The organism is Streptococcus sp. WB01_FAA12, from assembly GCF_012843315.1.
GTDB lineage: Bacteria > Bacillota > Bacilli > Lactobacillales > Streptococcaceae > Streptococcus.
The window spans coordinates 646,391-672,353 of sequence record NZ_JABAEX010000001.1 but is presented as its reverse complement, the minus strand read 5'-3'; the positions used below and the strand labels follow the sequence as shown (position 1 = coordinate 672,353).

At 40.1% G+C, this 25,963-nt stretch carries 25 protein-coding genes, 1 tRNA gene, 1 pseudogene, 1 riboswitch and 1 other annotated feature; of the genes and pseudogenes, 17 read left to right on the top strand and 10 right to left on the bottom strand.

Annotation, left to right across the window (positions count from 1 at the left end; all coding sequences use genetic code 11):
• Positions 1–318: 318 nt before the first annotated feature.
• Positions 319–414: riboswitch (purine riboswitch) on the bottom strand.
• Positions 415–547: 133 nt separating this feature from the next.
• Both HF881_RS03370 and HF881_RS03365 read right to left on the bottom strand, forming a co-directional pair.
• Positions 548–934, bottom strand: a complete 387-nt coding sequence (locus HF881_RS03370; RefSeq protein WP_169446463.1) for a VOC family protein — start codon at positions 932–934, stop codon at positions 548–550.
• Positions 935–945: 11 nt separating this feature from the next.
• Positions 946–1,773 (bottom strand): exodeoxyribonuclease III, encoded by an 828-nt coding sequence (locus HF881_RS03365; RefSeq protein WP_033606285.1) that lies wholly within the window; start codon positions 1,771–1,773, stop codon positions 946–948.
• A 133-nt stretch (positions 1,774–1,906) separates the two neighbouring features.
• On the opposite strand from HF881_RS03365, the gene HF881_RS03360 reads away from it, so the two are divergent.
• From HF881_RS03360 to trpA, 13 genes are all read left to right on the top strand, one after another.
• Positions 1,907–2,362 (top strand): DUF3290 family protein, encoded by a 456-nt coding sequence (locus tag HF881_RS03360; RefSeq protein ID WP_000675332.1) that lies wholly within the window; start codon positions 1,907–1,909, stop codon positions 2,360–2,362.
• On the top strand, positions 2,359–2,994 hold the full coding sequence (locus HF881_RS03355) for a DUF421 domain-containing protein (protein WP_070568193.1): 636 nt from the start codon (positions 2,359–2,361) through the stop codon (positions 2,992–2,994). Before HF881_RS03360 ends, HF881_RS03355 begins: the two co-directional genes overlap by 4 nt.
• 54 nt (positions 2,995–3,048) lie before the next feature.
• On the top strand, positions 3,049–4,794 hold the full coding sequence (locus HF881_RS03350; protein ID WP_169446461.1) for an ABC transporter transmembrane domain-containing protein: 1,746 nt from the start codon (positions 3,049–3,051) through the stop codon (positions 4,792–4,794).
• Entirely contained in the window at positions 4,784–6,526 is a 1,743-nt protein-coding gene (locus HF881_RS03345; RefSeq protein ID WP_084925135.1) for an ABC transporter ATP-binding protein, read from the top strand. Before HF881_RS03350 ends, HF881_RS03345 begins: the two co-directional genes overlap by 11 nt.
• Positions 6,527–6,629: 103 nt before the next feature.
• Entirely contained in the window at positions 6,630–7,322 is a 693-nt protein-coding gene (locus HF881_RS03340) for a sugar transferase (protein WP_169446459.1), read from the top strand.
• Between the two features lie 41 nt (positions 7,323–7,363).
• Positions 7,364–8,593, top strand: a complete 1,230-nt coding sequence (locus HF881_RS03335; RefSeq protein ID WP_169446458.1) for a DegT/DnrJ/EryC1/StrS aminotransferase family protein — start codon at positions 7,364–7,366, stop codon at positions 8,591–8,593.
• 366 nt (positions 8,594–8,959) lie between these two features.
• Positions 8,960–9,192: a binding site (T-box leader), on the top strand.
• Between the two features lie 65 nt (positions 9,193–9,257).
• Positions 9,258–10,619, top strand: coding sequence for an anthranilate synthase component I (gene trpE, locus HF881_RS03330; RefSeq protein ID WP_169446456.1), 1,362 nt, complete (start codon positions 9,258–9,260; stop codon positions 10,617–10,619).
• Complete coding sequence (locus tag HF881_RS03325; RefSeq protein WP_049505612.1) at positions 10,616–11,182, top strand: aminodeoxychorismate/anthranilate synthase component II; 567 nt, start codon at positions 10,616–10,618, stop codon at positions 11,180–11,182. Before trpE ends, HF881_RS03325 begins: the two co-directional genes overlap by 4 nt.
• A gap of 10 nt (positions 11,183–11,192) precedes the next feature.
• Positions 11,193–12,197, top strand: coding sequence for an anthranilate phosphoribosyltransferase (gene trpD / locus HF881_RS03320; RefSeq protein ID WP_169446454.1), 1,005 nt, complete (start codon positions 11,193–11,195; stop codon positions 12,195–12,197).
• Positions 12,194–12,961, top strand: a complete 768-nt coding sequence (trpC, locus tag HF881_RS03315) for an indole-3-glycerol phosphate synthase TrpC (RefSeq protein ID WP_169446452.1) — start codon at positions 12,194–12,196, stop codon at positions 12,959–12,961. Before trpD ends, trpC begins: the two co-directional genes overlap by 4 nt.
• Positions 12,948–13,547 carry a phosphoribosylanthranilate isomerase gene (locus HF881_RS03310; protein ID WP_169446450.1) on the top strand — a complete coding sequence of 200 codons (600 nt, stop codon included), beginning with the start codon at positions 12,948–12,950 and terminating at the stop codon, positions 13,545–13,547. Before trpC ends, HF881_RS03310 begins: the two co-directional genes overlap by 14 nt.
• Positions 13,525–14,748, top strand: coding sequence for a tryptophan synthase subunit beta (gene trpB / locus HF881_RS03305; protein WP_169446449.1), 1,224 nt, complete (start codon positions 13,525–13,527; stop codon positions 14,746–14,748). Before HF881_RS03310 ends, trpB begins: the two co-directional genes overlap by 23 nt.
• Positions 14,741–15,517, top strand: coding sequence for a tryptophan synthase subunit alpha (gene trpA / locus HF881_RS03300; RefSeq protein WP_169446447.1), 777 nt, complete (start codon positions 14,741–14,743; stop codon positions 15,515–15,517). The genes trpB and trpA overlap by 8 nt, the downstream gene beginning before the upstream one ends.
• Here the strand turns inward: trpA and HF881_RS03295 are convergent.
• Positions 15,489–16,148: pseudogene (locus HF881_RS03295) on the bottom strand (prepilin peptidase). The gene trpA and the pseudogene HF881_RS03295 sit on opposite strands and share 29 nt — an antisense overlap.
• Before the next feature lie 70 nt (positions 16,149–16,218).
• Here HF881_RS03295 and HF881_RS03290 point away from each other — a divergent pair.
• Entirely contained in the window at positions 16,219–16,674 is a 456-nt protein-coding gene (locus tag HF881_RS03290; RefSeq protein WP_169446446.1) for a GNAT family N-acetyltransferase, read from the top strand.
• Between the two features lie 419 nt (positions 16,675–17,093).
• On the opposite strand, the gene HF881_RS03285 is transcribed toward HF881_RS03290, so the two are convergent.
• Genes HF881_RS03285 through HF881_RS03265 form a run of 5 tightly spaced genes read right to left on the bottom strand, consistent with a single transcriptional unit; the run spans position 17,094 to position 19,042 of the window.
• On the bottom strand, positions 17,094–17,297 hold the full coding sequence (locus HF881_RS03285; protein WP_000109960.1) for a CsbD family protein: 204 nt from the start codon (positions 17,295–17,297) through the stop codon (positions 17,094–17,096).
• 30 nt (positions 17,298–17,327) lie between these two features.
• Positions 17,328–17,936 carry an Asp23/Gls24 family envelope stress response protein gene (locus HF881_RS03280; protein WP_084861710.1) on the bottom strand — a complete coding sequence of 203 codons (609 nt, stop codon included), beginning with the start codon at positions 17,934–17,936 and terminating at the stop codon, positions 17,328–17,330.
• A 37-nt stretch (positions 17,937–17,973) separates the two neighbouring features.
• Positions 17,974–18,144: a DUF2273 domain-containing protein gene (locus HF881_RS03275; protein ID WP_000455069.1), complete on the bottom strand. Its 171-nt coding sequence runs from the start codon at positions 18,142–18,144 to the stop codon at positions 17,974–17,976.
• Between the two features lie 11 nt (positions 18,145–18,155).
• Positions 18,156–18,728 carry an alkaline shock response membrane anchor protein AmaP gene (gene amaP / locus HF881_RS03270; protein ID WP_169446444.1) on the bottom strand — a complete coding sequence of 191 codons (573 nt, stop codon included), beginning with the start codon at positions 18,726–18,728 and terminating at the stop codon, positions 18,156–18,158.
• Positions 18,729–18,778: 50 nt separating this feature from the next.
• Positions 18,779–19,042 carry a GlsB/YeaQ/YmgE family stress response membrane protein gene (locus tag HF881_RS03265; RefSeq protein WP_169446613.1) on the bottom strand — a complete coding sequence of 88 codons (264 nt, stop codon included), beginning with the start codon at positions 19,040–19,042 and terminating at the stop codon, positions 18,779–18,781.
• A gap of 375 nt (positions 19,043–19,417) precedes the next feature.
• Here HF881_RS03265 and mgaSpn point away from each other — a divergent pair, with 375 nt between their 5' ends.
• The gene (gene mgaSpn / locus HF881_RS03260; RefSeq protein ID WP_115903999.1) at positions 19,418–20,896 is read left to right on the top strand and encodes a virulence factor transcriptional regulator MgaSpn; all 1,479 of its coding nucleotides are present in this window, start codon (positions 19,418–19,420) and stop codon (positions 20,894–20,896) included.
• 514 nt (positions 20,897–21,410) lie between these two features.
• On the opposite strand, the gene HF881_RS03255 is transcribed toward mgaSpn, so the two are convergent.
• Positions 21,411–22,556 carry a low temperature requirement protein A gene (locus tag HF881_RS03255; RefSeq protein WP_169446442.1) on the bottom strand — a complete coding sequence of 382 codons (1,146 nt, stop codon included), beginning with the start codon at positions 22,554–22,556 and terminating at the stop codon, positions 21,411–21,413.
• An 805-nt stretch (positions 22,557–23,361) separates the two neighbouring features.
• Between HF881_RS03255 and HF881_RS03250 the strand changes: the two genes are divergently transcribed.
• Together HF881_RS03250 and HF881_RS03245 are read left to right on the top strand one after the other, a co-directional pair.
• Positions 23,362–24,651 carry a membrane protein gene (locus HF881_RS03250; protein WP_001062781.1) on the top strand — a complete coding sequence of 430 codons (1,290 nt, stop codon included), beginning with the start codon at positions 23,362–23,364 and terminating at the stop codon, positions 24,649–24,651.
• A 9-nt stretch (positions 24,652–24,660) separates the two neighbouring features.
• The gene (locus HF881_RS03245) at positions 24,661–25,749 is read left to right on the top strand and encodes an AI-2E family transporter (protein WP_001055024.1); all 1,089 of its coding nucleotides are present in this window, start codon (positions 24,661–24,663) and stop codon (positions 25,747–25,749) included.
• A gap of 140 nt (positions 25,750–25,889) precedes the next feature.
• Here the strand turns inward: HF881_RS03245 and HF881_RS03240 are convergent.
• Positions 25,890–25,962, bottom strand: a tRNA-Lys gene (locus tag HF881_RS03240).
• Position 25,963 lies beyond the last annotated feature (1 nt).

The following is a 25,963-nucleotide window of genomic DNA, read 5'->3' as shown; positions in this document are numbered from 1 at the left end:
TATAGTGATCCAGTTTGCTAGTGCTATATATTTGATAAAATGATAAAACTAGTACGAGCGAAGCGAGTTTTATCAAATATTTCCCGCCGTAGTGGTATCATAGACAATAATCTTGTTATTGTCTATGACGGGATTTTTGAGACTTTTGGCTCAAAAATTAGGGATGAAATTCCGAAGGAAGTTGCTCCCGTCCGCACTAATTAAGGGAAATATTAAAAATATTTAGTTTACACTTAAAGGCGTGCTTTAATAAAAATATTTAAAAGGACCTACTTAATCCCCTAAGTAAGTCCCCAAAATAGGCATGGCCAAAACCATACCTTCAGCTGACATACTCATTGTTAGGTGTTCCGGCACCTTGTAGAAACGTCGTGCCAATTCACGACATAAACAAGTAAAATGATATTCAATTTTAAATAGGCTACTGCCAATGTTTTTATTTTACACCAATTAGCTTTATAAATCAAATATTTTGTTAGTAAATAGATCATAAAAGCGAACGAACAAAAGGCTGCAATGCTAGATAGTATTGTAGCCTTTTGTTCTTCTATTCGCTAAATCTTAAAAAATAGCCATCTGGATCCAAGACTGCAAATTCGTGAGGATAGATGTAGTGATCCCCAACACGAAATGTTCTCTTAGTCAAAGGACGATAAATAGGATAGTTGGCCTCCAGCAGTTTTTGGTGGAGCTGAGGGACATCTTCAATGCCAAAGGAAATATTGACACCGCGCCCGAAAGGATAGGTTAGTTGGGCTAAATCTTCTGTGCTGCCTTCTTCTAGCATAAGTTGGCAGTCTTCAAGCGAGAGGAAGAGAAATTTCTCCTCTGGACGCTCGTATTCGACAGAAAATCCCAGCAAGTCGCAGTAGAAGTGGCGTGACTTTTCGAGGTCAGATATTACAAATTCAGGAATGACAGCTTGATAGTCCATTAGCTTTCTCCTTAGAGTTCAATTTCCAATACAATCGGCGTATGGTCTTGACGCGCACCGGAGTCAATCATATCAGACTTGGTCACCTTGTCAGCCACGCGGTTGCTTGTCAGCCAGTAGTCGATTCTCCAGCCTGTATTGTTGATTTTAGAAGTCTTGCTGCGTTGTGCCCACCAAGTGTAGCGTTCTGGAACATCGCCGTGAATGTGGCGGAAGGTATCAGTAAATCCAGTTGCTAAAAGGTTGGTAAATCCAGCACGTTCCTCGTCGGTAAATCCTGGTGAACGGCGGTTGCTAGCAGGATTTGCAAGGTCGATCTCATTGTGGGCCACGTTGTAGTCACCGGTTGCAAGGACTGGTTTTTCTTTGTCTAGTTCAGCCAAGTATTCAGCATATTTGACATCCCAGACTTGGCGTTCTTCCAAACGTTTGAGGCCGTCGCCAGCGTTTGGAGTGTAAACTTGGGTCACGAAAAATTCATCAAATTCTAGAGTGATGATGCGACCTTCTAAGTCCATGGTAGAAGGGGCACCGATTTCTGGAAAAGTGACAGTGGGTGTGAGTTCTTTCTTATAAAGGAACATGGTTCCAGCATAGCCTTTGCGGGCAGGTTCTTGAGAAGAACGCCACGTGTTTTCGTAGTTTGGAAAGAGTTCAGCTAAAATTTCCAAGTGTTTTTTAGTAGGACCCTTGGCAGAAAGCTTGGTTTCTTGGATAGCGATGATATCAGCATTTTCAGCGACCAAGGTTTGTAGTACTTCTTGGGACAATTTGGCACGAGTTGAGTCACTAGTTAGGGCAGCATTGAGGGAATCAATATTCCATGAGATGAGTTTCATAAAGTTACCTTTTTCATTCAGATTATAGATTTTATTATACCAAAAAAAGGTCCATTTCCCCAACGTATGGCTTGAAAAATCACTCTCTTTCGTTTATAATTAAGAATGATTTTATGAAAGGGAGTGAAAATAAATGAAATTTTACTCATATGACTATGTACTTAGCCAAATCAGTCAGCAAAATGGCATCATGATTGGCTTTGGAATTGTTCTCCTAGCTATCACAGGATTTTTTGCTTTTAAAGCGTATCGAGATAAAAAGGGGACTAAGTTTCGGGAATTGGTCATGATTTTGGCCTTGACCTTGGTGGCCATGCTTTTGGTGACAATCTCAAAATACCAGACCAATCAAGCCTCTAACAACCAATTTCAAACCTCCCTTCATTTCATAGAGGTTGTTTCCAAAGACTTGGGAGTGGATAAATCAGAAGTTTATGTCAATACTTCTGCAGCCACTGATGGAGCGCTTGTCAAGGTAGGTCCAAATTTCTACCGCGCCATGAACGGGAGCCAACCAGACAAGTATCTTTTAGAGAAATTAGAATTGAATCAAACAGACGCTATTGAATTGGTGGAGGTAAACAAATGACACTCAATTATATGGAAATTTTAATCAAACTGGCCTTGGGTCTTTTCTCTCTTGTTTTTGTTATTAATGTGACAGGAAAGGGGAATCTAGCACCTAACTCTGCTACAGACCAAATTCAGAACTATGTTCTTGGTGGTATCATCGGTGGGGTGATTTACAATAGTTCAATCAGCATTCTGCAGTACGCAGTGATTTTGATGATGTGGACGATTTTGGTCTTGACCCTCAAGTGGCTCAATAACAATGTTCGTTTTGTCAAACGCTTGATTGATGGAAAACCAACTCTCCTTATCAAAAATGGGCAGATTGACCCAGAAGCCTGTCGTTCAGTTGGATTGTCTGCAGCAGAAGTTGCTCTCAAACTTCGTAGCCAAGGAATTTTCCAGATGAAACAGGTCAAACGAGCTGTGCAGGAGCAAAATGGCCAACTCATCGTGATCCAAATGGGAGATGAAAATCCTAAGTATCCAGTTGTGACTGACGGTGTGATCCAAGTCGATGTTTTGGAATATATTGGCCGTAGCGAAGAGTGGTTGCTTGATAATCTCAGCAAACAAGGGCATGACAATGTGGCCAATATCTTTATCGCTGAGTATGACAAGGGTGCCGTCACAGTTGTAACCTATGAATAAGAAAAACCTGAGGTCTCTGCCTCAGGTTTCCATTTGCAATCAGAAAGGGATTTTATGTCCATTATTAAAAAACTCTGGTGGTTTTTCAAGTTAGAAAAGCGCCGTTATTTAGTCGGAATTGTGGCCTTGGTCTTGGTTTCCGTCCTTAATCTCATTCCCCCCATGGTCATGGGACGGGTGATTGACGCCATCACATCGGGGAAATTAACCCAGCAGGACCTCCTTCTTAATCTATTTTATTTGCTACTTGCAGCCTTTGGGATGTACTATCTGCGCTATGTGTGGCGCATGTATATCCTTGGAACTTCCTATCGTCTAGGGCAGATTATGCGGTCTCGCTTGTTTGAGCATTTTACTAAAATGTCGCCAGCCTTTTATCAGACCTATCGGACGGGGGACTTGATGGCACACGCCACCAATGATATCAATGCCTTAACTCGTCTCGCAGGTGGTGGTGTCATGTCAGCAGTGGATGCCTCTATCACGGCTCTAGTGACCTTGCTGGCCATGCTCTTTAGCATTTCGTGGCAGATGACGCTAGTTGCCATTCTACCCCTGCCTTTCATGGCTTATGCGACCAGTCGTCTAGGGAGAAAGACCCACAAGGCCTTTGGCGAGTCACAGGCAGCCTTTTCTGAACTCAATAACAAGGTGCAGGAGTCTGTATCAGGTATCAAAGTGACCAAGTCTTTCGGTTATCAGGCGGACGAGCTAGAGTCTTTTCAGGCAGTCAATGAATTGACCTTCCAAAAGAACCTCCAAACCATGAAATACGATAGCCTCTTTGATCCCATGGTTCTCTTGTTTGTTGGTTCCTCCTATGTCTTAACTCTTTTGGTCGGCTCCTTGATGGTTCAGGAAGGGCAGATTACAGTTGGAAATCTGGTCACCTTTATCAGCTACTTGGATATGCTGGTCTGGCCTCTTATGGCCATTGGCTTCCTCTTTAATATCACTCAGAGGGGAAAGGTATCTTATCAACGAATTGAGGATCTTTTATCTCAGGAATCACCTGTGCAAGACCCTGAATGTCCTCTGGATAGTATTGAAAATGGGCGCTTGGAATATGCCATTGACAGCTTTGCCTTTGAAGATGAAGAAACACTGACGGATATTCACTTTAGTTTGGAAAAAGGGCAAACCCTAGGCTTGGTCGGGCAGACAGGCTCTGGGAAAACATCCTTGATCAAACTACTCTTGCGTGAGTATGATGTTGACAAGGGAGCCATTTACCTAAACGGTCACGATATTCGTGACTACCGTTTGACAGACCTTCGCAGCCTCATGGGCTATGTCCCTCAGGATCAGTTCCTCTTTGCGACCTCTATCTTAGACAATATCCGCTTTGGCAATCCTAATTTGCCCCTTTCAACGGTCGAGGAAGCGACTAAGCTAGCCCAAGTTTACCAAGATATTGTAGCCATGCCTCAGGGATTTGATACGCTGATCGGTGAAAAGGGGGTCAGTCTCTCAGGTGGTCAAAAGCAACGTCTAGCTATGAGTCGGGCGATGGTTTTAGACCCTGATATCTTGATTTTAGATGATTCCTTGTCAGCTGTGGATGCCAAGACAGAGTATGCTATTATTGACAATCTCAAGGAGACGCGGAAGGATAAGACAACTATCATAACGGCCCATCGCCTCAGTGCAGTTGTCCATGCAGATCTGATCTTGGTTCTGCAAAATGGTCAAATTATCGAACGGGGCACGCACGAAGACTTGCTAGCCATGGATGGCTGGTATGCCCAAACCTACCAGTCTCAGCAGTTAGAAATGAAAGGAGAAGAAGATGCAAAATAAGCAAGAACAATGGGCTGTATTGAAGCGCTTGATGTCCTATCTCAAGCCCTATGGATTCCTGACCTTTTTGGCACTAAGCTTTCTCCTAGCGACTACGGTCATTAAAAGTGTCATTCCCCTTGTGGCTTCCCACTTTATCGACCAGTATCTTAGCAATCTTAACCAACTGGCCATTACCGTTTTGCTGGCCTACTATGGTCTTTATCTCCTGCAAACTCTGGTCCAGTATGTTGGAAATCTTCTCTTTGCGCGGGTGTCCTACAGTATTGTAAGGGATATTCGTCGGGATGCCTTTGCCAATATGGAAAAACTGAGCATGTCTTATTTTGACAAGACGCCAGCAGGTTCCATCGTCTCTCGTTTGACAAATGATACCGAGACCATCAGTGATATGTTTTCGGGGATTTTATCCAGCTTTATTTCAGCAGTTTTTATCTTTCTGACAACTCTTTATACCATGTTGGTGTTGGATTTTCGTTTGACAGCTTTAGTCTTGCTCTTTCTTCCTTTGATTGTCCTTTTGGTCAATCTCTATCGGAAAAGGTCAGTGAAAATCATCGAGAAAACCAGAAGTCTCTTATCAGATATCAATAGTAAGCTGGCAGAAAATATCGAAGGAATCAGAATTATCCAGGCCTTTAATCAAGAGAAGCGCCTGCAGGCAGAATTTGATGAAATCAACCAAGAACACTTGGTCTATGCTAACCGTTCTGTGGCTTTGGATGCCCTCTTTTTACGTCCTGCCATGAGTTTACTGAAACTCCTAGGCTACACAGTCTTGATGGCCTACTTTGGCTACCGTGGACTTTCTATCGGGATAACGGCCGGAACCATGTATGCCTTTATCCAGTATATCAACCGTCTCTTTGATCCCTTGATTGAGGTGACGCAAAACTTTTCAACCCTTCAAACGTCCATGGTGTCTGCAGGTCGTGTTTTTGCCTTGATTGACGAGACGAACTATGAGCCTCTTCAAGAAAATGAGCAAGCCAAAATCAAAGAAGGCAATATTCGTTTTGAACATGTGTATTTCTCATATGATGGCAAACACCAAATCCTGGATGATATTTCCTTTTCAGTTAAGAAGGGGGAAACTATTGCCTTTGTAGGTCATACAGGTTCGGGGAAATCTTCGATTATTAATGTCCTCATGCGTTTTTATGAATTTCAGTCAGGGCTAGTTCTCTTGGATGATGTGGATATCAGGAACTACAGTCAGGAAGAGCTGAGAAAGAACATCGGTCTGGTCTTGCAGGATCCCTTCCTCTATCACGGGACTATCAAGTCCAATATCGCCATGTACCAAGATATCAGTGATGATCAAGTAAAGGACGCAGCTACCTTTGTAGATGCAGATTCCTTTATTCAGGACCTTCCTCAGGGTTACGACTCTCCTGTTTCTGAGCGTGGTTCGAGCTTTTCTACTGGACAGCGTCAGCTCCTTGCCTTTGCCAGAACAGTCGCCAGTCAGCCTAAAATCTTAATTTTGGATGAAGCGACAGCCAATATTGACTCTGAAACAGAAAGTTTGGTTCAAGATTCCCTAGCTAAGATGAGACAGGGGCGGACGACCATTGCCATCGCTCATCGCCTTTCAACTATACAAGATGCCAACTGTATCTATGTTTTGGACAAGGGGCGAATCATCGAGAGTGGAACCCATGAGGAACTCTTGGCCTTGGGAGGAACCTATCATAAGATGTATAGCTTGCAGGCAGGGGCCATGTCCTAATAAGAATTCCTCCAAATTACAGCTTTCTTGCACCGCCTTTTCCATTTTGTGGTATAATGAAAAATGTTGACAAATAGTATAATAAAAACAAAGGAGAAACAGCATGCTGAAATGGGAAGACTTGCCCGTGGAAATGCAATCAAGCGAGGTTGAGTCTTACTACCAGCTTGTCTCTAAAAGGAAAGGTTCGCTGGTTTTCAAGCGTTGTCTGGATTGGATTCTGGCCTTGGTTTTACTGATTTTGACTTCCCCAATCTTTCTTATCTTGAGCATTTGGATCAAGTTGGATAGCAAGGGACCTGTCATTTACAAGCAAGAGCGCGTGACCCAGTACAACCGTCGGTTCAAGATTTGGAAGTTCCGTACCATGGTGACGGATGCGGATAAAAAAGGAAGTCTGGTGACTTCTGCTAACGATAGCCGCATTACCAAAGTTGGGAATTTCATCCGCCGTATCCGTTTGGACGAACTGCCTCAGTTGGTCAATGTCCTTAAAGGAGAGATGTCTTTTGTCGGTACAAGACCTGAAGTGCCACGCTATACAGAGCAGTATAGTCCTGAAATGATGGCGACCTTGCTCTTACCCGCAGGGATTACCTCTCCAGCCAGCATCAACTACAAGGATGAGGACACTATCATCAGTCAAATGACCGAAAAAGGCCTGTCAGTTGACCAAGCCTATGTCGAACATGTTCTTCCTGAAAAGATGCGCTATAATCTCGCCTATCTCCGAGAGTTTAGTTTCCTTGGAGACATCAAAATCATGTTTCAAACCGTGTTTGAAGTACTAAAATAAATAGTCATGAGAAAATGAGTACAGATAAAAGGAGCAAATAAATGCCAAATTACAATATTCCATTTTCACCACCCGATATTACAGAAGCTGAAATTGCTGAAGTAGCGGATACCCTACGTTCTGGCTGGATCACAACAGGTCCTAAGACAAAAGAACTGGAGCGTCGCTTGTCTCAATACACACAGACACCTAAGACTGTCTGCCTCAACTCTGCGACTGCCGCTCTTGAGTTGATTTTACGTGTCTTGGAAGTGGGACCTGGTGATGAAGTCATCGTTCCAGCCATGACCTATACAGCTTCATGTAGTGTCATCACTCACGTGGGAGCAACACCTGTCATGGTGGATATCCAAGCAGATACGTTTGAGATGGACTATGACCTTCTTGAGCAAGCCATTACTGAAAAGACTAAGGTGATTATTCCGGTTGAGCTTGCAGGGATTGTTTGTGACTATGACCGTTTGTTCCAAGTTGTGGAGAAAAAACGTGATCTCTTTACAGCTTCAAGCAAGTGGCAAAAGGCCTTTAACCGTATTGTGATTGTCTCTGATAGTGCCCATGCTTTGGGATCTACTTATAAAGGGCAACCAGCTGGTTCTATCGCTGACTTTACTTCCTTCTCATTCCATGCCGTTAAGAACTTTACAACTGCTGAGGGAGGAAGTGCGACTTGGAAAGCCAATCCAGCGATTGACGATGAAGAGATGTACAAGGAGTTCCAAATCCTTTCCCTTCATGGTCAAACTAAGGATGCTCTTGCTAAGATGCAATTGGGTTCATGGGAGTACGATATCGTAACGCCAGCCTACAAGTGTAACATGACGGATATCATGGCTTCGATTGGTTTGGTACAATTGGATCGTTACCCTGGTTTGCTACAACGTCGTAAGGACATCGTGGACCGCTATGATCGTGGTTTTGCGGGTACTCGTATTCACCCACTGGCACACAAGACTGATACTGTCGAATCTTCACGCCACCTCTACATCACCCATGTAGAAGGAGCAAGTTTAGAAGAACGCAACCTCATCATCCAAGAATTGGCCAAAGCAGGAATTGCAAGTAATGTACACTATAAACCGCTTCCTCTCTTGGCAGCCTATAAGAATCTTGGTTTTGATATGGCAGATTATCCAAGAGCCTATGCCTTCTTTGAAAATGAAATTACGCTCCCTCTTCATACAAAATTAAGCGATGAAGAAGTTGATTACATCGTTCAGACTTTGGTGAGAATTTCCGAAGAAATCCTCGGTTCTGGAAAAAAATCATAAAAAAATCTTGACAAAAATCGGACAATAGCATATAATATTCTCAACAAATCAGAAAAGTAACTATTTTTGATCTTCAGGGAGCCTGTGGTGATTGTGAACAGGTGGTTGAAAATAGTGAAAGTGGGCTGATTTAAAAAATGAATTTGAAACAATGAAAATTCGGTGCGCACACCTTACAGTGCAACTTGTTGTTAGACAAGGCAGAGATGTAAAGGGGAATAGTCCCTTTATAATTGAGGTGGCACCGCGTTACCAACGCCCTCACACGGAAGTAGATTCTGTGTGTGGGCTTTTTCATATTATCGCATCGGCTGTATGAAAAAATCATATACTGAAACAAAGGAAAGATGAAATTATCATCTAAGTTTCTAATTAAAAAGATGGAAAAATTACAGTACTTTCTTTCCCAGAGAGCTTGTGGTTGCTGGAAACAAGCAGAGAAAGCTGTAAGGTTGGGTCCATCTGAAATGAGAGAAGAAAACATAATTCTCAAGGGAGTGCCCTTTATCGCACAGCCTGTTACAAGAGGTATCTGAGACAGGAATGAGAGATAGGAAAAATCCTATAATTGAGGTGGCACCGCGAATTTCGTCCTCACGCAAGTTATTTTGCGTGGGGATTTTTCATATAGTCACCACGAACTAGAATTGAAAGGGAAATTACAATGGAACGAATCATTCATGGAGATGTCTTATCGCCAATCTTGGCTTATATGCGCCTAAAGGGGCAACACAAGGTTATTTTAGAAAGTATTCCGAGAGACAAGGAAACAGCTCGTTTTTCTATCCTAGCCTATAATCCAGTTTTTGAGATTAAGTTTGAAAATGGAGTTCTTTATCAAAATGGGCAAGTGATTGATCGTGATCCCTTGGATTTCCTTTATGAAGTTACTCATAAGAGCCAACATCATTCAGACCTACCTTTTGGTGGGGGAGCCATTGGCTTTGTGGGTTACGATATGATTTCGCTTTATGAAGAAATTGGTCAAATCCCTGAGGATACCATTGGGACGCCAGACATGCATTTCTTTGTCTATGAGAGCTACATGGTCTTTGACCACAAGAAGGAAAAAATCCATGTCATCGAGGATGCTCTTTACAGCGAGCGTGTTCAAGAAGACTTGGAAAAAGCTTTGAACCAAGTACTTGAGGAATTACGCATTCCTGCAGCAAATGAATTTGAAGACTTGGATTTATCTCCGCTTGACTTCAAACCCCATATCGCTCCTCAGAAATTTGAGGAAATGGTAGAAACAGCTCGTGACTTGATTCGAAATGGCGATATGTTCCAATGCGTGCTCAGTCAGCGCTTCTCAGCAGAAGTTACTGGAAATTCATTTGACTTCTACAGAAATCTTCGCGTGACCAATCCATCTAATTACCTCTATTTCTATGACTTTGGTGATTATCAAATCATCGGTGCTAGTCCTGAAAGTTTGGTTTCTGTCAAAAATGGCATCGTGACAACCAATCCGATTGCCGGTACACGACCAAGAGGAGCTACGGATGAAGAAGACAAGGCCTTGGCGACAGACTTGCTTTCGGATGAGAAGGAAACAGCAGAACATCGGATGTTGGTAGACTTGGGTCGTAACGATGTTGGCCGCATCTCTGAAACAGCAAGTGTCCAAGTCACCAAGTATATGGAAGTGGAGCTTTTCCGCTATGTCATGCATTTGACCAGTGTGGTCAAGGGGCGTTTGCTTCCAGAACTCACTGCTATGGATGCCTTGAAAGCTACACTTCCTGCTGGAACAGTTTCAGGAGCACCAAAGATGCGAGCCATGAGACGTATCTATGAACTGGAAACGGAAAAACGGGGCGTATACGCAGGAGCAATCGGCTACTTGTCTGCGACGGGTGATATGGATTTTGCCATTGCCATCCGAACGATGATTCTCAAAAATCAAACAGCCTATGTGCAGGCTGGGGCAGGGATTGTCTACGACTCTATTGCTCAAAATGAATACCAAGAAACCATTAACAAAGCAAAATCTATGACTAGAATTGGAGAACTAAGACCATGATTTTATTGATTGACAACTATGATTCTTTTACCTATAACTTGGCCCAATACATTGGGAATTTTGCAGAGGTACAGGTCTTGAGAAATGATGATCCCAAGCTATATGAAGAAGCTGAAAAAGCAGATGGTCTGGTCTTTTCTCCTGGTCCCGGTTGGCCAGTTGATGCTGGCAAGATGGAAGACATGATTCGTGACTTTGCTGGTAAGAAACCGATTCTTGGGATTTGTTTGGGGCACCAAGCCATCGCAGAAGTCTTTGGTGGTAAGCTAGGTTTGGCTCCCAAAGTCATGCATGGGAAACAGAGCAATATCAGCTTTGAAGCGCCATCTGTTTTGTATCAAGGAATCGAAGATGGGCGTCCGGTCATGCGTTACCACAGTATTTTGATTGAAGAAATGCCAGAAGACTTTGAAGTGACAGCTCGTTCGACCGACGACCAAGCCATTATGGGAATTCAACACAAAAGCCTTCCAATTTATGGCTTCCAGTACCATCCAGAGAGTATCGGAACACCAGATGGCTTGTCTTCTATTCGGAATTTTATCGAGAAGGTTGTAAAGTGAGGAAACTAGGATGAAAGAGATTATTGAAAAACTAGCAAAATTTGAAAATTTGACAGGTGTGGAAATGACGGATGTCATTGAGCGTATCGTAACTGGGCGTGTAACCGAAGCGCAGATTGCTTCTCTTCTCTTGGCCCTTAAGATGAAGGGAGAAACACCTGAAGAACGCACAGCTATTGCTCAAGTCATGAGAGGACATGCCCAACACATTCCAACTGAAATTCATGATGCTATGGATAACTGTGGTACAGGTGGGGACAAGTCCTTCAGTTTTAACATCTCTACGACGGCAGCCTTTGTATTGGCTGGTGGTGGTATTCACATGGCTAAACACGGTAACCGCTCGATTTCTTCTAAATCTGGTTCGGCAGATGTCCTTCAAGCCTTGGGAATCAACCTAGACCTCAAACCAGCTGAACTAGGTAAGGTCTTTGATAAAACTGGAATCGTCTTTCTCTTCGCCAAAAATATGCACCCAGCTATGAAATATATCATGCCAGCTCGTTTGGAATTGGGAATTCCAACGATTATGAACTTGACTGGTCCCCTGATTCACCCAATGGCCTTGGAAACACAGCTTCTTGGAATTAGTCGTCCAGAACTTCTAGAAAGTACAGCTCAGGTTTTGAAAAATATGGGTCGCAAACGTGCCATTGTGGTTGCTGGGCCAGAAGGACTGGATGAAGCTGGTCTAAATGGAACAACCAACATTGCTCTTCTTGAAAATGGCGAAATCACCTTATCAAGCTTTACCCCAGAGGAGTTGGGGATGGAACGCATTGCCATTGAGGACATTCGTGGAGGAAATGCTCAGGAAAATGCAGAAATTTTGCTCAGTGTTCTCAAGAACCAACCAAGTCCATTCTTGGAAACTACAGTCCTAAATGCTGGTCTTGGTTTCTATGCTAATGGTAAGGCAGCTAGCATTAAGGAAGGAGTTACCTTGGCCCGTCAAGTGATTGCTAGTGGCAAGGCCCTTGAAAAACTCAGACTATTACAGGAGTACCAAAAATGAGTCAGGAAATTTTAGCACGAATTTTGGAGCAGAAGGCGCGTGAGGTTGAGCAGATGGAGCTGGAGCAAATCCAGCCCTTGCGCCAAACCTATCGCTTGGGTGAATTTTTGAAGCATCATCAAGACCGCTTGCAGGTAATCGCTGAGGTAAAGAAAGCCAGCCCTAGTCTGGGAGATATCAATCTCGATGTGGATATTGTGCAACAGGCCCAGACTTATGAAGCGAACGGCGCAGTGATGATTTCGGTTTTGACAGATGAGGTTTTCTTTAAAGGGCACTTGGATTATCTACGGGAGATTTCCAGTCAGGTAGAGATTCCGACGCTCAACAAGGACTTTATCATCGAAAAAAAGCAAATCATCCGCGCTCGCAATGCAGGTGCGACAGTTATCTTGCTCATCGTCGCGGCCTTGTCAGAAGAACGCCTCAAGGAACTGTATGACTATGCGACAGAGCTTGGTCTGGAAGTCTTGGTGGAGACTCATAATCTAGCTGAGCTGGAAGTGGCCCACAGACTTGGTGCTGAGATTATTGGGGTTAATAACCGCAATTTGACCACTTTTGAAGTCGACTTGCAGACCAGTGTAGACTTGGCTAAACACTTTAAGGAAGGTCGCTATTATATTTCTGAATCGGCTATTTTCACAGGGCAGGATGCGAAACGAGTAGCACCATACTTTAACGGAATTTTAGTAGGGACAGCTCTCATGCAGGCAGAAGATGTAGCCAAGAGAATCAAGGAGTTACAGATTGACAAAGGTTAAAATTTGCGGATTATCGACCAAGGAAGCGGTGGAGACAGCTGTTTCAGCAGGATCGGACTACATTGGTTTTGTCTTTGCACCTAGTAAAAGACAGGTGACCTTGGATCAGGCTGCTGAGTTGGCAAAGCTCATTCCTTCAGACGTAAAAAAGGTTGGCGTATTTGTTTCACCAAGTCGAGCAGAACTGCTAAAAGCGATTGACAAAGTTGGCTTGGACTTGGTACAAGTTCATGGTCAGGTAGCAGATGATTTGTTTGAGGAATTGCCTTGTGCCAGCATTCAGGCTGTGCAGGTGGATGGAGAGGGTCATGTACCCAATTCTCGTGCAGACTATCTACTCTTTGATGCTCCTGAAGCTGGGAGTGGCCAGACCTTTGACTGGGGCCAACTGGATACGGAAGGACTCGCTCAGCCCTTCTTTATCGCAGGTGGGCTTAATGAAGATAATGTAGTAAAAGCAATTCAACACTTTACTCCCTATGTAGTAGATGTATCAAGTGGAGTGGAGACAGATGGACAAAAAGATCATGAAAAGATTAGAAGATTTATAGAGAGGGTAAAGCATGGCATATCAGGAACCAAATAAAGATGGATTTTATGGAAAATTCGGCGGACGTTTTGTCCCAGAAACATTGATGACAGCAGTTTTGGAGTTGGAAAAGGCCTACCGTGAAAGTCAGGCAGATCCAAGTTTCCAAGAAGAATTAAACCAACTCTTACGTCAGTACGTTGGTCGTGAAACTCCCCTTTACTACGCAAAAAACTTGACCCAGCATATCGGTGGATCCAAGATTTACCTCAAGCGTGAAGACCTCAATCATACAGGGGCCCACAAGATTAATAATGCCTTGGGACAAGTTCTTCTGGCTAAACGTATGGGTAAAAAGAAAATTATCGCTGAGACGGGTGCTGGTCAGCATGGTGTGGCAACTGCAACAGCTGCAGCCCTCTTTAACATGGAATGTACCATCTATATGGGTGAGGAAGATGTCAAACGCCAAGCCCTCAATGTTTTCCGTATGGAGCTTTTGGGAGCCAAGGTAGAGGCAGTGACAGATGGTTCGCGCGTGCTCAAGGATGCGGTCAATGCAGCCCTTCGTTCATGGGTGGCTAATATCGATGATACCCACTATATCCTTGGTTCTGCCTTGGGGCCTCATCCTTTCCCAGAAATCGTTCGTGACTTCCAAAGTGTCATTGGACGAGAAGCTAAGCAACAGTATCGTGATTTGACAGGTCAAAATCTGCCAGATGCCCTAGTAGCCTGTGTTGGTGGTGGTTCAAATGCTATCGGTCTCTTCCATCCCTTTGTAGAAGATGAGTCAGTTGCTATGTATGGGGCTGAAGCAGCAGGGCTTGGTGTGGATACAGAGCACCATGCAGCTACCTTGACCAAGGGTCGACCAGGTGTCCTTCACGGTTCTCTCATGGATGTGCTCCAAGATGCCCATGGACAAATTCTTGAAGCCTTCTCTATCTCAGCAGGATTGGACTATCCTGGTATCGGTCCAGAGCATTCTCATTACCACGATATCAAGCGTGCAAGCTATGTTCCTGTGACAGACGAGGAAGCCTTGGAAGGATTCCAGCTCTTATCTCGTGTGGAAGGGATTATCCCAGCCTTGGAATCTAGCCATGCTATCGCCTTTGCGGTGAAATTGGCCAAAGAACTTGGACCAGACAAATCCATGATTGTCTGCTTATCTGGACGTGGTGACAAGGATGTGGTTCAAGTCAAAGATCGCTTGGAAGCAGATGTAGCAAAGAAGGGAGAAGCTCATGCCTAAGACACTAACAGAAAAACTAAAGGCTATAAAAGCAGCTGGAAAAGGAATTTTCGTTCCTTATATCATGGCTGGAGACCATGAGAAAGGTTTGGATGGACTAGGAGAAACAATCCACTTTTTAGAAGATTTTGGTGTCTCTGCCATTGAAGTGGGCATTCCCTTTTCAGACCCTGTCGCAGATGGACCTGTTATCGAAGAAGCTGGTTTGCGCAGTCTAGCTCATGGTACTTCGACACAAGCTTTGGTTGAAACCTTGAAAACCATTGAAACAGAGGTACCACTGGTCATTATGACCTACTTCAACCCCCTCTTTCAGTACGGTGTGGAGAACTTTGTCAAAGATTTGGCAGATACAGCTGTTAAGGGCTTGATTATCCCAGACCTGCCTCATGAACATGCTAACTTTGTAGAGCCATTTTTGGCAGATACGGATATCGCCTTGATTCCTCTAGTTAGTTTGACAACAGGACTGGAGCGTCAGAAAGAATTAATTAAAGGGGCGGAAGGCTTTGTCTATGCAGTTGCCATAAACGGGGTGACAGGGAAATCAGGAAATTACCGCGCAGATTTGGACAAGCACTTGGCTCAACTGCATCAAGTAGCCGATATCCCAGTTTTGACAGGCTTTGGCGTATCTAGTCAAGCTGATGTAGAACGCTTCAATGCGGTGTCAGATGGTGTTATCGTCGGCTCGAAAATTGTAAAAGCTCTCCACCAAGGAGAGCCGATTCAGGACTTTATCAAACAAGCAGTAGCTTACCAAAAATAATCACACAAGCAGCGAGTAAGAGGAAAGGCACAAAAGGAAGTCTTTCCTCTTTCTTTTGTAGGAGAAAGGCTAGAATTCCTGTTGCAGAAGCAAACTGAATCAAGATCAGTAACTCCGTTACGATAAAGACGAGAGAGCAGGAAGCTAAAAAGAGAAAATCCCCTGCGCCCATGCTAATATCAATAAAATGAGCAAAAATTCCAAGGATAAGGAAGAAAATCATGACCAGATTCCAGCCAGAGAAAGCCATGAGGAGTAGATGGAAAGTCAGCCAGACTAGTAAGGGATATTCCTGATGGCGAAAGTCCTAGATGCCTAAGGTCAAGCCAGTAGTGATCAGGATGACTTGCCCAAAGGTAAGCAATCCCCAAGAGTAAACCAGAAAGATGAGCCCTAAGCCTAGTTCAAAGAGGGCATACCAGACAGGATAAGGAGCCTTGCAGTAGCGACAGCGAAAGCGATTGAGCGCCTGCGAGAGGATCGGAATCAAATCTAACGGACGTAAGCGAGTCTGACAGGAATCGCAGTGACTAGTTGGACTGATAATGGATTGCTCTGGAAAACGGTCAATGACCAAACCGAGAAAGGAAGCGAGAATGCTCCCGACAAGAAAAAAATAAAAATCAATCATACTTATCTATTCGGAAAAAATAGGAGAAGTGGTATAATGGAGAAACATAGATAAGATGGTGAGGAAAAAGATGACAATTCGTTTTGAAGAAAAGGTAAGTATAGAAAACGCTCAATTCGTATGCCAATGGTCCAACTCCCTTGGCAAATCCTTTCAAGAACAATGGATGGGAACAATGATTCCTTTTCCCTTGACAATTCAAGTCTTGCAAGATTTGGAAGGAATCTTTTCAATCTTTGATGGACAAGAGTTTGTGGGGCTTATCCAGAAAATTAGGCGAGAAGACAGTAATCTTCATATTGGAAGATTTTTTATCAACCCCCAGAAACAGGGACAAGGCTTAGGTAGCCAGGCATTTAAGGATTTTATTCAATTGATGTTTAAAAATGGAGACATAGATAGTATTTCTTTAAATGTCTTCGAAGCAAATCAAGCAGCTTATAATCTTTACCAAAAAGAAGGATTTGAAATCGTTCAAATAGTTGAAGAACCTGTACGAAAATACATCATGGAAAAGAGTAGATAGAAAGTAAAAATCCTTGAAATCAATGTTGACTGCGATGATGAACCTGAATCAGCCCCTCAAAAGGGACTGTGTATGAATGAACGTTACCAGTGTTTAAAAATTAAAGAATATCAGGCACTTTTATCTTCCAAGGGTAGATAAATTTTCGCTAAACGTAAGATTGATATGAAATCTGTCTTTGGGCAGATAAAGGTTTGTTTGGTTATAAGAGATGTCATCTGAAAGGTAAGCGTAAAGTGAGATTGACATGGGATTCGTACTCATGGTCAACAACCTGCTGAAATATAATAAGAGAAAGAGGCAAAATTAAAAAGCTAGAGTTCCGCAATTGGAAATCTCTAGCTTTTTGTTTTCTGAGAATCATCTTGACTCAAACTCTTTTGACTAATGTTACTAAAAAGATAAAGTAACTTTTAGCCTTATTTATTGTCGCCACTCAACATGTTTTTAACACCTTCGATAGCGCCTTCTACAGCGTCTTTGGCATCTTCAGCAACTTCTTTTACTTTAGAAACAACTTTTTCAGCTGTTCCTTCTTTTTCCATTTTTTCATCACCGATGGCTTTACCAACACCTTCTTTAATAGAACCTTTAGCTTGATTTAATTTTTCTTCTACTGACATGATAATTTCTCCTGTTATATTTATTTTATCTTAGTTTACACGAGTTCTTTCGTGAGATACTACACCATTTGCTGCACCTTTAACAGCTTCTACGCCTTCGCTAACTTTTTCTTGAACAGTTGAGAAACCAGATCCAAGACCAGATTTAGCTTTTTCGAATTGTTCTGAAGCGAATTCTCCTGTTGATTCAGCAACGTCAGATACGCGATCTTGAAGGCTTACTGAGTCTGCTTCATGTTGTTCTTTAGTTTTGATGTCGACAACGTTTACGTTGATTTCAACAACTTCCAAGTCAGTCATTTTAGCAACTTCTGAAGATACGATTTCTCTGATTTCTGAATATAAAGCTGGAACATTTTTTTGGTACTCAGCAATAATGTTTAAGTCAACTGCAACTTGTGTTTTACCAACTTCTACGTTAACACCACTTGTTACGTCATCGCTGTTAACGATTTTTTCTTTAAGATTTGAGAAGAAACCACCGTCGATTCCCAAAAGACCTGAAACGTTTTCTAGTGACAGACCAATGATTTTTTGGATAACTTTATCTTCGTAAGTAAGTTCCCCTTTGATTTCGTGAGCTACAGCAGTAGCATCTTTCTTTTCTACGTTAGTGTTTGTGTTTTTTTCGTTTGACATATGAAACTCCTTTAATTAAATTAGTAATTTTTATTTTTTATTTATCTATATAGTTTTTTTCGATATATAACCCAGCTGCAACTCCCAGTGCTCCTAAAATCAATACAAATATTGTTTTGAAGAAGCCAAAGGAGATAATCAAACAAGCGAGAAATACGCCTATGAGACCAGTGATAATTGGATATCGATATTGTTTAAGCCATTCCATTTTTTACTTCCTTACTTCACACGACTAACAGTCTTTTTGTTTTGAGGTTTTGGTTTAGGCTGGTAGTCTTTTACTAGAACTTCTAGTTTAACCTGACGCTCAATACCAAAAAACTGCTTCAATCCATTAGTTATTTCATTTTGAATTAGTTGGCATCTGTCAGCGATGTTGTCCGAAGGAAGAATTTTACCTTCTACATGAACGAAACATTTATTTTTTCGTAAATTTACATGAACAGTTGGGTTCTTGATCAATCCATGATCACTCACCAAACTTCTAACAAAACCTTCGATTGCAGAATTCTTTAATTTTAATGTATCGTTTTTAGTTTCAAGTTGAATTTCCAAATAACGTTTAGGATAAAACAACACAACTAACATCGATAACAAAACTAAAGTTGATAGAGCCACTATCCCCCAGAATATATATCTAGAGAGATAAAATTCAACGAAATGATTCTGTCTCCAGCTAAATAGCTGAATGCCTAAATCACTAACTTGATGATAATCTATCAAAACAGGAAGGAAAATTGTCAAGATTAAAATACAGAAAATAATGAAACATATTTTCTTTGTTTTTGACATATACAATCCTTTCGATTTAACATTAAACTATTTTTACCCGTCTAATCTATTTAAAAATAGTTTATTCTACAAGTAATTATTTTTTCACCTGTAAAGAATGATACTACAGTAACAACAATTGCTGCTCCTGCAATAGATGGGATCAAAGCCATTCCAGCGATGGATAGGCCCCAACTACCTAAAAGGGATTGTCCTACAGATGACCCGACTAAACCAGCGAATACATTTGCGACGATTCCCATAGAACTACCTTTTTTAGTGATTCTACCTGCTACAAGTCCAATAAGACCTCCAGCAATGATTGACCACAATATTGCTTACCCTCCTTTTTTATTTTAATATCAAAAAATAAATCAATTCCTTTGATTATTGCTATTATATAATTTTGATATAAAATAATCAATTATTTTGATTATTATATAATTTTAATATAAAAAAATCAAATTCTTTGATTGTTGCTATTATATAATTTTTAAAATTAAAAATATAATCTTTCGACTTGAATTTGATTCTGTATTTACGCCCTCAATAGACGGTAAAATAAGAAAATTGTTTATATATTGCCTCCGTAGTGTTATTATACGAAATAAAAGATTTTAGGAAAAGTCGTTATATCATGCTATACCTATTCTTTGTGGTATAATTGCAAGAGGTTTAATCCGATAATTTATAAAAAGAGAAAGACATTCATGAGAGATTTATTATCTAAAAAAAGTCATAGGCAATTAGAATTATTAGAATTATTATTTGAACATAAACGTTGGTTTCATCGTTCTGAACTAGCAGAGTTATTAAATTGTACAGAACGTGCAGTCAAAGATGATCTATCCCATGTTAAATCTGCTTTTCCTGACTTGATTTTTCATTCTTCTACTAATGGTATACGCATTATTAATACCGATGATAGTGATATTGAAATGGTTTACCATCATTTCTTTAAGCATTCAACTCATTTTTCGATTTTAGAATTTATCTTCTTTAATGAGGGTTGTCAAGCTGAAAGTATTTGTAAAGAATTCTATATCAGTTCATCTTCGCTCTATCGTATTATTAGCCAAATCAATAAAGTGATTAAAAGGCAATTTCAATTTGAAATCAGTCTGACCCCTGTTCAAATCATTGGAAATGAGAGAGACATTCGTTACTTTTTTGCACAATATTTTTCAGAAAAATATTATTTCCTAGAATGGCCATTTGAAAATTTTTCATCAGAGCCCCTATCTCAATTGTTAGAATTGGTTTATAAGGAAACAAGCTTTCCAATGAATTTGTCAACGCATAGAATGCTAAAGCTGCTCCTGGTTATTAATCTATATCGAATAAAGTTTGGTCATCTTATGGCAATAGAGAAAGATTCTTTTAACGACCAAAGTTTGGATTTTTTAATGCAGGCAGAAGGAATAGAAGGTGTTGCTCAGAGTTTTGAATCAGAATACAATATCTCTTTAGATGAAGAAGTGGTTTGCCAATTATTTGTGTCTTACTTTCAAAAAATGTTTTTCATAGATGAAAGTCTCTTTATGAAATGTGTAAAAAAGGATAGCTATGTTGAAAAATCTTACCATCTATTGAGTGATTTTATTGATCAGATTTCAGTCAAGTATCAGATTGAGATTGAAAATAGGGATAATCTGATTTGGCATCTGCATAATACCGCACATCTGTATCGTCAAGAGTTGTCCACTGAGTTTATTTTATTTGATCAAAAAGGGAATACAATCAGGAATTTTCAAAATATTTTCCCTAAATTTGTTTCAGATGTAAAAAAAGAGCTTTCTCATTATTTAGAGACTCTTGAAGTTTGTTCTAGTTCAATGATGGTAAATCATCTATCTTATACATTCATCACTCATACCAAACATTTGGTGCTTAATCTACTACAAAATCAGCCAAAGCTGAAGGTTCTGGTTATGAGCAATTTTGATCAGTATCATGCAAAATCAGTAGCGGAAACACTTTCTTATTATTGCAGCAACAATTTTGAACTTGAAGTTTGGACTGAATTAGAATTATCAAAGGAATCTTTAGAAGAATCGCCTTATGATATCATCATTTCTAATTTTATTATTCCTCCGATTGAAAATAAGAGACTGATCTATTCAAATAATATAAACACGGTCTCACTCATATCTTTGTTAAATGCTATGATGTTTATTCGATTAGATTAGTAACCTAAAATAAAAAATGCTATTTCGCGTTTTGAACTGTACCTCAAAAGTTAGACAGAAAAAATCTAATTTTTGGGGTGTTTTTATTAAGAAAAGACCTTCAGTCATTTAAGTAAAATGTACATCTAGAGTCATAGTCCTCTAAAACTCTTGCTTTTTTTGTAGAAGATACGAAAAAAACCTTGATTCCAAGGCTTTTCCTGTTGTATGTAGATGCCCCCTACATGAATTTGTAAGAACTTTTCATATTGAAAATAAACAAAAATGTTGAAATATAGCTGATTTTAGGGAAATACTTTTAGGTATTTTCAATGTCAGGATTTAAAAATGGGGCAAAAACGAATAACTCACATTTGGTTTGAAAACCTATAATACCTAATGATTGGGCCATACTAGATATATAGTGTTGTTATAAATAAATGTCAGTGCGAGTTCAAATCGGAGGATAAAATGGAAAAACAAATTAATGAAAAAAAGCCTTGGTTTCCAAAGCTTTTTTTATGTTATAAACTCATTAAAACAACTCCCAGTAAGGTGTGGAATGTTTTTTAGTCTGTGTCATATAAAAATAAATAGAATGAATAGCTATAGCTAGAGCTAAAATGGTTGTAATACTCACTACTATTATAGGATTAGAAGCAAAGATTAAAGAGAGAATAAAGGCAGCCAGATAGAGTGTCGCTTGGACACAGTAGTAACTTTTCGAATAGCGAAGATAGTGTTTGTTATAGGGCCCATTTACTAGGACAGCAGCTTGAAAGAGGCCAAATCCGATATAAGAGAAGCTGGTTGCAAAGAGACGATTAGCTTCAGGATTCTGAAGAAAACTCATCGATACAGTCAGCATCATAAGTCCAATGAAAATAGGATAGTGACTGTAAATTAGAAATAGTCCCTTTTGATTAGATTTTTCATCAATAGCATGGTCGAATTGACCAAAATAAAACAAGAACAGAGAAATCATAATAATGAAATAAAGAACCGAATAAATCGAGAAATTCTCGATTGTAAAGAAGTTAGCTAGATTCGTAATCATCTCTCCAAACGTAATAATGACAAGAAGGGAGATGCGCTCGATTAAATGGGGGAGATTTACCTGGTAATGCTTATCTTTACTAATCGAGGTAATTGGCGTAATAAATGTTAGCAGAATACTAGCATAAAGGATATAGACTCCAATGTAAATAGGAAGAAGAGCTGCTAGATAGATTTCTAAACTTCGTAGACCTGTTATCCATAGAAAACCTTTGATACTTTCCCTATGAACATTATCGGTTGATTTTTTAAAAAACTCAACCAAATATTGAAAAAATAAGGTAAGGGTTAATGTACCAATAGCCCAACAGAGATAATGAAAATATTGTTGCCAATCAGGTCCAATCATATTGGCTATAAAGAGTAAAAGTCCCATTTTGATAAACATGATTACTATGTTAAATAAAGAGTTCTTTCCATAGCGATTGGTATAATCGGTTTGAATCATCCAGGAATCGATGAGAAGCAAGACAGACATGAAAAAATCAAGCAAAGAATTCCAAGTCAAAATACCGTTATGAAGATGGTGAATTAAAGCAGTTACTTTTGAAATCGCAAAAACAAAAACTAGATCATAAAAAAGTTCTGAATAATTTACACGTTTATGTTTAATAAGAGTTGTCATCTTAAGTCCTTTCTATTTTAGAAGTACAATTTATTATAACAGAAAATGGTAATGAGAGAAAGGGAGATGCTTAAATAACTTCATGTGACGCGAATGAACTGCGCCACAAAAGTTAGGTTTTTTCTGTCTAACTTTTGGGGTGCAGTTCAGAAGGGGTGTTTTTTCTATCGTTTTTTAGTGCTAAGACTACACAAAAATGCCTTGTAAATCAAGGCTTTTTCCTGTTGTATTTAGATGCCCCCTACAGGGATTTGGAAAGGACTTTCATATTGAGAGCAATTAAAAATATTGAAATATAAGTGATTTTAGGTATTTTCAATGTCATGATTTAAAAATGGGACAAAAGTGGGGCAAAAACCATACAGATTCTAAACTGTATGGTTCTTTTTTTATCTAACCAAGAAAGGTTAAAACTTATTAAAACACATGCAATCAACTGTTGAAAACTTTTTAGTCCGTGTAATATAAAAACAAGTAAAAAGTTGAACTATAGGGAATATTGTGTCATAATAGGTAATAGATGAATAATTAATAGATTGGAAATAATGCTTTCTTACCTTAACAAGTTGAATTGGTTATACATTTTTTCGTCGCAATTGTGTCTATCTCTCGAGTTTAGCTAGTTTTTATAAGCTCTGGCTTCTAATCAATATAACAAATTTTAGAAGTGCATAAGACAAGATGGTGACATTACTACAGTCATTTCTAGTCACCATATGTTGCTGGCACAGGCTGTTTGTAGTGTTGGCTATTTACTAGTCAGTTTAATCGGAGTGTTTAATTTTTATTGTTGAAAGGTTTTTATATGGCGAAAATTCTATCTTTAGGTCTGACAGGTAAGAAATTACTTGCTCAGGGGTTCTTGTTTGTTCTGCTAGGTCTCATCTTGATGGTCACGGGGACTTGGTTGCCAGTAAAGGTTATTCGACTGGTTCTGTTTTTAGCTTGGATAGCAACGGTCTTAGATTTAGTATTACGTATTTTCAAAAAAAGTCAGTCAACGGACACCTTGGGAGTTGCACTGGTTAAATTGTTAGTGCTGGGATATTTGCTTGGCTCCAATCTTGCGACGGATGTGCCGATTTATATTTTGGCTCTTGTGATTGGAGTTTATCAGATTTTTCATGCTAGTATTAACCTTGTCACCTATGTTCTCTACCGCAAAAACAAAATTCGACCTCGTTTTCGTCTCTTACTAGATGGACTCGTACTAGTTTTTCTTGGTGGGACTAGTCTTTTGTCCTCTACAGGAAATTCTGTCTTTCAACTCTTTGTATTAGGGGCTTATTTTTTCCTTTATGGTCTGTCCAATATCCGTGACGGTTTCTTATTTGAAGGGGAAATTGGGAAAAACCATCTCAAACGTCGTATTAGAATTAGCTTACCTATTGTCCTAGCCGCTCTCATCCCTGCAAGAACTTTAGCAAAAATCAACAAATTCATGCAGGAAAATGCTGATGAGAGAGAGGATATCCATCTTGGAATGGTGAAGTCTGGTAAGACAGCGGAGCTTGAAATTTTTGTTCATACAGCTGAGACCTCTCTGTTTTCGGCAATTGGTCATGTGGATATCTGCTATCAAGGCCGTGTTATTTCTTATGGCAACTATGATCCGTCTTCTGAGACCTTATTTGGCATGGTAGGAGATGGTGTCTTATATTTCTGTGATCGTGACAAGTACATTGACCTATGTAAACGTGAGAGTCAAAAAACGCTTTTTGGTTATGGGATAGATTTGACGCCTGAAATGGAAAAAGCAGTTCAGAAAAAGTTGGCTGAATTGAAACAACTGACGATTCCATGGGAGCCAAGTGCAGATAAAATCATGACAGGTGATGGTAAGGAAGACTACACCTACGCTTATAAAATCAGACATGAGACAGATGGGGAACTTTATAAATTTATCAAATCTAAGTTTAAATCCTACTTTGTCTTATCTACAAACTGTGTGCTCTTGGCTGATACCATAGTCGGTCAGGCTGGCACCGATATCCTCTCACCCAAAGGATTTATCGCACCAGGAACTTACCAAGCTTACCTTGACCGAGAGTTTGAAAAACCAAATAGTATAGTCGTATCTAAACATGTTTATTAAGGAGAATTTATGAATTTAGTAAAAAAATACACCCCATTAATACTTTTTATAGGGCTGGTTACTCTTGTAATTCTGAATGCATCAAGCTTTATATCAGGGGCAGTATCTCTCTTTGAAGTAACTTCTACCTTGATTTATGGTGCTGTCATTGCTTTTGTGCTCAATGTTCCCATGAAAAAAATTGAAGAATTCCTAGTTAAAATGAAGGTAAAGGCAGGGTTGCGCCGTCCGATTGCTATGGTGCTTGTTTTCCTATCTCTTATCTTAATCGTGATCTGTCTTTTGGTTTTGGTGCTTCCAACCCTTGCTCAGACTATTAGTCAGCTGGGAGCAGTCCTTTCAACAGTCCTGACTCAACTTGGGAAATTGCTAGACAGCTCGGAATTTGTAACCAAAGACATGCTGTCAACTATCGTATCAGGAATTCAGGGACAGTCTAGCTCTATTAGTCAAGCTTTGATAACCTTCTTATCCGGTCTGACTAGTAATATAGGAAATATTTTTTCAAGTATAATGAATGCCTTTCTGATTATAGTATTTACCTTTTTATTTTTATCCAGTAAGGAACATCTGGCAGCGATGACGAGTAGACTTCTAAAAGTTATATTTCCAGAGAAAGTGGTGACAAAGTTAACTTACATTGGACAAGTAGCACTAGAGACTTATGACCAATTTTTGATGAGTCAGCTGATTGAAGCAGTCATCATAGGAGTTATGATAGCGGTTGGCTACAGCCTGTTTGGACTACCTTATGGGGTAATGACAGGTATATTTGCAGGAGTGCTATCGTTCATTCCTTATGTAGGGCCTATGATTGCTTGTGTTGTGGGAGCGATTTTTATCTTCACAGTGAGTCCTACTCAAGCCTTACTTTCTCTTCTTCTATATCAAGTTATACAGCTGATTGAAGGAAACCTTATTTATCCTAGAGTTGTAGGTCAATCTATTGGTTTGCCAGCTATTTTCACGCTTGCGGCTGCTAGTATTGGAGGCAATCTCTTTGGCTTACTTGGGATGATATTCTTTACACCGATATTTGCTGTTATCTATCGATTGGTTAAGGAATTTGTCGTTGCAAAGGAAAATCAGCTAGATTAAGAAAAACTAAATTTAATAAGATATACTGAGAAGAGAGTGAGAGATTCTCTTCTCTTTTATTTTTAAATACTTTTCTACAAAAAGCTATTAGACGTTAAAAAAAGCCTTGGTTTCAAGGCTTATTTCTGTTGATTTAGATGTGCCCCCTGCAGGGCTCGAACCTGCGCCCCATAGCTTAAGAGTCTACTGCTCTACCAACTGAGCTAAGGAGGCA